This is a genomic window from Vreelandella aquamarina, assembly GCF_900110265.1.
Lineage (GTDB): Bacteria > Pseudomonadota > Gammaproteobacteria > Pseudomonadales > Halomonadaceae > Vreelandella > Vreelandella aquamarina.
Genome location: NZ_FODB01000088.1, coordinates 1 through 7,129, shown reverse-complemented (window position 1 = coordinate 7,129; position 7,129 = coordinate 1). Strand labels below are relative to the sequence as shown.

7 protein-coding genes are annotated in these 7,129 nt (G+C 54.5%); 5 read left to right on the top strand and 2 right to left on the bottom strand.

The window, feature by feature from the left end; translation table 11 throughout:
* Window positions 1–306: 306 nt before the first annotated feature.
* Both BMY49_RS16440 and BMY49_RS16435 read right to left on the bottom strand, forming a co-directional pair.
* The gene (locus tag BMY49_RS16440; protein ID WP_089676082.1) at window positions 307–1,761 is read right to left on the bottom strand and encodes a YfjI family protein; all 1,455 of its coding nucleotides are present in this window, start codon (window positions 1,759–1,761) and stop codon (window positions 307–309) included.
* Window positions 1,762–2,240: 479 nt separating this feature from the next.
* Complete coding sequence (locus tag BMY49_RS16435) at window positions 2,241–2,927, bottom strand: YagK/YfjJ domain-containing protein (protein ID WP_089676081.1); 687 nt, start codon at window positions 2,925–2,927, stop codon at window positions 2,241–2,243.
* Between the two features lie 660 nt (window positions 2,928–3,587).
* On the opposite strand from BMY49_RS16435, the gene BMY49_RS16430 reads away from it, so the two are divergent.
* The 5 genes from BMY49_RS16430 to BMY49_RS16415 all read left to right on the top strand — a co-directional run bounded on the left by BMY49_RS16430 (window position 3,588) and on the right by BMY49_RS16415 (window position 6,700).
* Window positions 3,588–3,926 (top strand): hypothetical protein, encoded by a 339-nt coding sequence (locus BMY49_RS16430; RefSeq protein ID WP_089676080.1) that lies wholly within the window; start codon window positions 3,588–3,590, stop codon window positions 3,924–3,926.
* Between the two features lie 98 nt (window positions 3,927–4,024).
* Window positions 4,025–4,993, top strand: coding sequence for a DUF932 domain-containing protein (locus tag BMY49_RS16425; RefSeq protein ID WP_089676079.1), 969 nt, complete (start codon window positions 4,025–4,027; stop codon window positions 4,991–4,993).
* 106 nt (window positions 4,994–5,099) lie between these two features.
* Window positions 5,100–5,270 (top strand): hypothetical protein, encoded by a 171-nt coding sequence (locus BMY49_RS17495; protein WP_167359389.1) that lies wholly within the window; start codon window positions 5,100–5,102, stop codon window positions 5,268–5,270.
* 29 nt (window positions 5,271–5,299) lie between these two features.
* Window positions 5,300–6,049 (top strand): ERF family protein, encoded by a 750-nt coding sequence (locus BMY49_RS16420; protein ID WP_089676078.1) that lies wholly within the window; start codon window positions 5,300–5,302, stop codon window positions 6,047–6,049.
* Between the two features lie 39 nt (window positions 6,050–6,088).
* Window positions 6,089–6,700 (top strand): lambda exonuclease family protein, encoded by a 612-nt coding sequence (locus BMY49_RS16415; protein WP_089676077.1) that lies wholly within the window; start codon window positions 6,089–6,091, stop codon window positions 6,698–6,700.
* Window positions 6,701–7,129: the final 429 nt, after the last annotated feature.

Below are 7,129 nucleotides of genomic sequence, written 5' to 3'. Positions count from 1 at the left end.
GGCCTGAAAGTAACCTTCGAGGGCCGGGAAGGCCCGGTGCTGGGGATCGTCACCAAGATCAACCGCAAGAGTGTGATTGTTCTGGCCGAGGACGGCACCAAACAGTACAAGGTCTCGCCGGAGTTATTAAGGCCTCTGCGTGACGTGAAGTAGGTCAACTACGTCGTGGAATGAACGCTTACTTCTGGCCTGCATTGATCGGTTGCCCGAGGCGTCGTCTTGGCAAACCGTGCTGCAGGTGCCTGAAGAAGACAAATGACGTAATTAGTACTTGCCGCCCAGCTGGGCGGCAATGAACCACGAGTGTCAGTAAATGCTCGGGTTCTGCGGACCCAGCCAAGGAGCGATGTCGATGTGGCGGGTTCGGTTGAGAGTAAAAACAGCCACTTGCTGATGGTTAAGCAGCACATCAAGCGCTGCTTTGAGCCGCTTCTTATCACGCAACGGGCGTGGACCGCGTTGACGCACTTCGTTGTACCGAATAATACGCCAGCCGAATTGCCTCAGCTCATTGAACCACTCGTTTAGCCGCTGAGCATCTTGCTCCTCTTGGGGAGGTGGCATGAAAACCTGCATGAAGTGGCCAGAGTAATAGAGGCTGATATCCATTGCCATCAACACTGTCTCTTGTGTGATACCCCCGTCATACTCCTCGAGCAAGTGGATCAATGCCGCGACGCGAGCCACGTTTTCCGCCAGCTTCGAGCCATGGTCGGGACACGCTTCAAAGCACCCCCCCGGGCGCATCTGTTGCTCGATCTCATTGGCCATCTGTATCCAGCAGGCTGCACCTTCTGGCGTAAATTCAAGTACCTCTCTTGGTGTGTCTGGTTCGTTTGTCAGGATCAGGTTCTCCCGCATCAGAGTGGTCAGGCGTACTTCAGCTTGTTCCCAAGCATCCCATGTCGAGGAGGACTGTTGCGAGTGGAGCCGTTGACCGCGAGTCGGTAGCGGTGCACAGACGAGAAAGCGAGCGAGCATGCCGGAGTCTCTTGCCTGTCGACCCTGTGCTTCTATGTAATTGTCCAGGATGCCGGGCTGCACCATTAGTAGCAGCATTAGGCGGACATCATCTAAGGCAATATCTTCTTTAGTAGCCCTTGTGATGATTGTGCTACCACCGCTCCATAGGGAGTTAATATGGCTGCGTGCCCGATTCATAGGGCCCTTGAAGAATAGCTCCGCTTCGTCTGTCGCCAACGCGGCGCTTGGCACCCTCTTATCTAGTCCTGAAAAGAGTGCTTCTGGTGAGGTGTCGTCGTACAGTAACCGGAACTCACGTGGTAATTGGGGCCGGCGTTGATGCAGCTCTTGCAGCAATTGTCGTTCACGCTCCGCTGTACCGCCTTTGGTCCGTTTGCGATAGATTGATTGAGTCAGCACCTTCTCCTCGGTTCGCCACTCCTCTAGCTCCCCTTGATAGGTATCCAGCTGTTTGCGCCACTCCTTGCGCTGCCTGCGCTGTTCTTCTTGAATGGGGTGTAGCACTTTGTCGAAGAGCGGAGATTTACCTTCGCCGGAGCCAGCAACTCCTAGCACGTTGATAGAGGTTGGTTTTATCGCACCAAAGGGCATCCTCAAATCGTAGCGACCCTGAGCCACTATACTGACCCCTGCTAACAGGGTCAGAGTGGTGAGATCTTGCGACACTTGGCAATTCTGACTGAGCTCATTGCTGGATCGCCACAATAGAGTTGATGCGACGCGTTGGGGATTGAAACTGCCCGGGGCAGGCAGTATCGGGTAAAAGAGATAGCTCATTGTCACTCTCCTAATTCGTGTGGTTGGGCTCCATCGAGCCTGTTTCGGTGTCAGTGAAGAGAGTGAGGCTTGTTGAAAGGGGTGAAACTAGCGCTGCTTACAAGCTAGACGGCTGGATAGGCAGAGGGGTTGACAAAACAATTAAAATAATGACGAGGTTTTTGAATGTTTAAAGGTAAACAGTCAATCTAGCCGGTCATTTTGGCTACGGATAGCCAAAATGACCGGCTTTTACACTGGCAGTAGGAGCTATGCCTCATACCGATGAGCACCTACAGGGTGTGGGTGGTTAAAATTTATATTCTATTTCTTTATATGCTAAGTTGATAATGGATGGTTTATGGGAGGTTTCTAGCTTGCCGCGCTACATGCCAATGAGTAAAGACGTTGCTTTAATCAGTCGATACGGGGGTGATGGAATTACGTTCTGAGCTTGGAACAACTTAGAGATAATCCAAATATGGGGTCCAATTAAAGACTTAACGGCTACTGCCTTGGTGACAGCGGATTCTTTGGGCGATGGGCTTGGAGTAGGCTTTGCTCAGATAGGAGGCTGCGTAAAAAACCTGTGCAAAAGTTTCCGCGTCATTTCGGTGCATGCGATACACATAGGGCTGCTTTGTCAGCTTGTCCGTGGCGACATGGAGTAGTCCAGCCATGTCGTAAATCGGCCAGTTGATGGCCCAGCTCCAAGCCCTAACGCAACGGTGGTAGAGATTGCCCTGCTCGTATTTACCACTGGAGGAGGGAGAGAAGCACCCCAGTGAACAAAAGGCATCATAGTTAAGCAATAACTGCATATGGTAGTGAGGCTTGTCGCTAGTGTCCTGCTCTCGGGCCCACAGGTAGCGGATTTCGGTGTGATACTTGGTGCCTGCCGCTTCAAGCTCCTTCCGCAAGGCATAGAAAAACCGGTTAAGGCACGCGTTGTCAGCGTGGATCGGCCCAACTGGCATTGCTTGGGGGAAGCGCAGGTCGAGGCGAAACGCCAAGGTTCGGTTCTGCTCGTAGGTAGTGTGCTGTAGTACCCGCAGAGTGGTCTCCAGATAGTTCTCAATTTGAGGGCCCTGTAGACGTTGCTGAACTGGTAGCCCTTGGTACCAGCTATCGTAATAGAGGCGTAGCTTCGTATTGTGAGGGTGGCGTTTTGGTTTATTCGTGAACATGAGAGTCTCTTAGGTGTAGTTCATGACACACGCATACACGGCACTCTCCGCATTTAAGCAGTGGCTTTGAGTGATAGTCATGGGGTGAAGATGTATCTGTCGTCACGGGCCCTGCATAGGGTGGCCTTGTGCGAATAAGGAGGTGCAGCGTTGTAAGTGCTGGTCAGTAGCGAATTTGTCTGTGCATCGCCTCTTAAAAAGGCGATCTTCTGAGGTGGCCTTATTGTCATAGCGTTATTCGCCATCACGTTGCTGTCGGTGTGATCCTTCCTGTTGATACTGCGTTAACAGGACTTCCCTGGTCTCTTTTTATGGGATGGTCGGAGGCTTCGAAAGGCCTCCTCCCTAGTAGCCCTATTTCTAAATCTCCTCCGTACCTTTATTACTATTAGTTATTAATTTGCTACTGCATATTACTATTACCGTCATTATTCCTATTCTTATGGTGGCGTCGGCACCATTCGAGGCACGATGTTCAGTGATGGATGTGATGAGGGACTATCCCTGAAGATGAAAAAAATAATTCCATTTAATCAATGAGATAATAAGAAATCTGTCAGGCTCACAGTATCAGTCACGCCAGTAAAAAATATTCAGACCTATATCACTCCTATGCATCCACCTCACTGGAATCTTTTTCCCCTGCATAGGAGCTTCAATATGTCCCCACCCTGTAAGCGTTGTGCATCAACACGCATGCTGAACCTGTATACAGCCCAACGCGTGAGCGTGGTGGGCAGCACCTTGATCGGCGGTGCTATTGGCGCATGGCGAGCGACAGCCATCCCCGGCCCACTGCCATTGGCGGTGACTCGCTTTCCATTGGCAAAGCTGCCTGCCGCCATGATGGGTGCCGTGGCCGGAGGTCAAACCGGCTCATGCATGGCCACCTCGCTGTTTGAGCATTGGCTGCCAGTTGGCAGCGGGACACCGTGGTTATGCTTGTCTTGCGGCTGCACCTACCGCGACGCCTACCCGCCTTTAGCACCTAACGCTTAACCTATCGTTGTTCGCCCTGTGTGGGGCGGATGATCCGCTTATTCACTTTCGCGCGCTGGCCTTTGGTCGGCGCTTTTTTTATGTCTGGAGAATGACTCATGGCACATCTCGTTGAACAAATGGCTTACGTAGGCGATACCCCTTGGCATGGCCTGGGGCAGAAACTTTCTCGACATCAACCGCTGGAGGTCTGGCAGCAACAGGCCGGTATGAACTGGCATATTGAAGAAGCACCGGTGCGCTTTATTGCCGAAGGGGCTAGCCACCTCGGCAGCATTCACTCCTTCCCTGAGCAGAAAGTGCTCTACCGCTCAGATACCAAAGCACCGCTGTCGGTGGTGTCGCAGCGCTATAAGGTGGTGCAGCCTGAAGAGATTTTGGAGTTCTATCGCGACCTGACCGAGTACGCCGGGTATGAGCTAGAAACCGCTGGCGTGCTCAAAGGTGGACGTAAGTTCTGGGCGCTAGCCCGTAGCGGCTTAAGCACGTCGCTCAAAGGTCAGGATGAGGTCAATGACTACCTGCTGTTGGCCACTTCCTGCGATGGCACCCTTGCCACCATGGCAACGCCCACCACGGTGAGGGTAGTGTGCAATAACACGCTGCAAATTGCCGTCGATGGAACGTCGCAAGCGGTGAAGGTGCCTCACCGCTCGGAGTTTGATCCGCGCGCCGTGAAGCGTCAGTTAGGCATTTCGGTGTCGCAATGGAATGACTTCATGTACCGCATGAAAGCGTTAGCCGAGCGGAAGATTGATCACCGTGAAGCACAGCACTACTTCCAAGCGGTGATGTGCGGCGTGGAGACGCCGTTAGACGATCCTTCCAAACTGCCCAACTACCGAGCGCTCAACAAGGTACAGAAGCTCTACCAAGGCGAAGGGCGTGGCGCTCACTTGGTGACGGCCAAAGACACGGCCTGGGGCTTGCTCAATGCCGTCACGGAATACGTCGATCACGACAAGCGGGCACGTAGTAACGATACCCGTATGGACTCAGCCTGGTTCGGCCAAGGCGCACAGCTAAAGCAGGAAGCACTCAACGCGGCGCTGGCTTTGGTCAGCTAACCATTAACGGCGTAGTCACCACGTTATCGCTGATCTACCTCGCTACCCTCACCCCATAGACGCCCAGCCCTTAACCGGCTGGGCGTTTTTTTGTTTGGAGGCCTATATGGCAACGCTACACCACGATCTCGACTTAGCTCTTACCCAGCTAACAGAGCGCCTGCTGACCCAAGACCAAACTCAGGCAACCACCTACGTCATGGCGAAAGGCCAGTTTTACCGCGCGGAGCTTAGGCTCGTGCCGGTCTCCCCCGATGAGCTGCCCAGCGATATCTAACCCCCATACCGTTTTTAAGGAGAGCCGTCATGGCGAACAAGACACAGATGGTCACTCAAGAGGCATCGTCTCTCCAGGCGGTGCCGCCTACTTCTTCTTCATCAACCACTGAAAGTACCGCCATTATCCAAGTGATCGAGCGCGCGGCGCTTAACCCTGACGTCGATATCGACAAGATGGAGCGCCTGCTGCAAATGCAGGAGCGCGTGATGGACCGCCAGGCCATGATGGCCTACAGCGCTGCTATGGCAGCGATGCAGACCGAGCTGCCCAGCATTGAAGAGCGTGGGCAAACCAATAACGGCTGCTATGCCACACTGGAGGATATCGTCGATACCGTGCGGCCCATCCTGCAAAAACACGGCTTCGCGGTGAGCTTCCGTATTCAGACCCAGGAACGCGGTATCCAAGTCACGGGCGTGCTGATGCACAAGGACGGCCACCGGGAAGAGACCAGCATGCTATTGCCTGCGGATATGAGCGGTAACAAGAACGCGGTACAGGCGTTTGGATCGTCCACCAGCTACGGCAAGCGCTATGTACTGTGCGCCTTGCTCAACATCACCACACGCGGGCAAGACGATAACGGTCAGGCCAGCACACGTGCAGCTGTAAAGAGGGTTACGGCTTTTCAGGCGGGACAGATTCAGAGTTTGATCAGCCAGTGTCCAGCCACCACGCAAGAGTGGTTCAGCGGCAAATACGGCGCTGCGGTTCAGGTGCCTCAGGCAGATTTCGACAAACTCCGTGCCTCCCTCACCAAGCGAGCCGTGAAATAGCGGCTTAGCCCGACCACTCATCGCCTACAGGAGGCGTGTATGCAGATACTCACCATGCCACAAGGCTCGCCGGAGTGGCTGGCGGCGCGTCTTGGGCGCGTCACTATGTCGGAACTCAAGGCATTGCTGGTGAATGGCAAAGGCCCCGGTGGGTTGGGTACCGGAGCCATTACCTACATGCACCAGTTGATCGGCGAGCGTATGACCGGAGAGCTGGCCGAGCCGTTTCAAGGCAATGCCCACACCAAGCGGGGGCAGGAGCTTGAGAGCGTCGCCCGCTCGCTGTATCGCGATTTGACCGGCGCACCGAAACCCAAAGAAGTGGGCCTGATCCTCAACCACGACGTGGGCTACTCACCGGATAGCTTGATTGGGACAAACGGCCTGCTGGAGATCAAAACCAAGCTGCCTAAGTTCCAAATTGAGGTGCTGCTCAGTGGGGAAATCCCCGACGAACACGTGCCCCAATGCCAAGGTGGGCTCTGGGTCAGCGAGCGGGAGTGGATCGACTTTGTGAGCTACTGGCCCGGTATGCCGCTGTTTATCAAACGCGCCTACCGGGACGACATCATGATTCGCACCATCGCTGAGCGGGTCGACGCTTTTCATGAAGAGATGGGGCGGCGAATGAGCCAAGTGATGGTCGCGTGAGACTTCACTCTTACAAATACTCCCAACAACCATTAACGACATAGATGCCGGGGCCACCACCCCGGCATTTTTTATTGTGCGCCAGGCATGGCGCGCAGCGCCTTGACTGGCGCTATTCCTGAGGGTGGTGCCTCACAGGATGACTTGGGGGTGAAAGTCCCCTACGGACCCTGATAGCGGGAACCGTTAGCTGAACAGCAAGGGTGTCTGCCGCAAGGCAGAATCCGAAGGAAGCTGAAGGCAAACTCCCGGCCCGACGAACAGAAATCGCATACGAGGCTATCGCACCCGGGCGAGAGTGCAATGATCCTCAAAGCCCCATAGCTATCCGGAAGGGGCGATAGTAAATGCGGCGGGTAGGTGGGAGGAAGGTCGCGCGTCTTACCCTGGGAGGTCTGGTGGTCTGCCACGGTGCTACCGGCGTCGAGA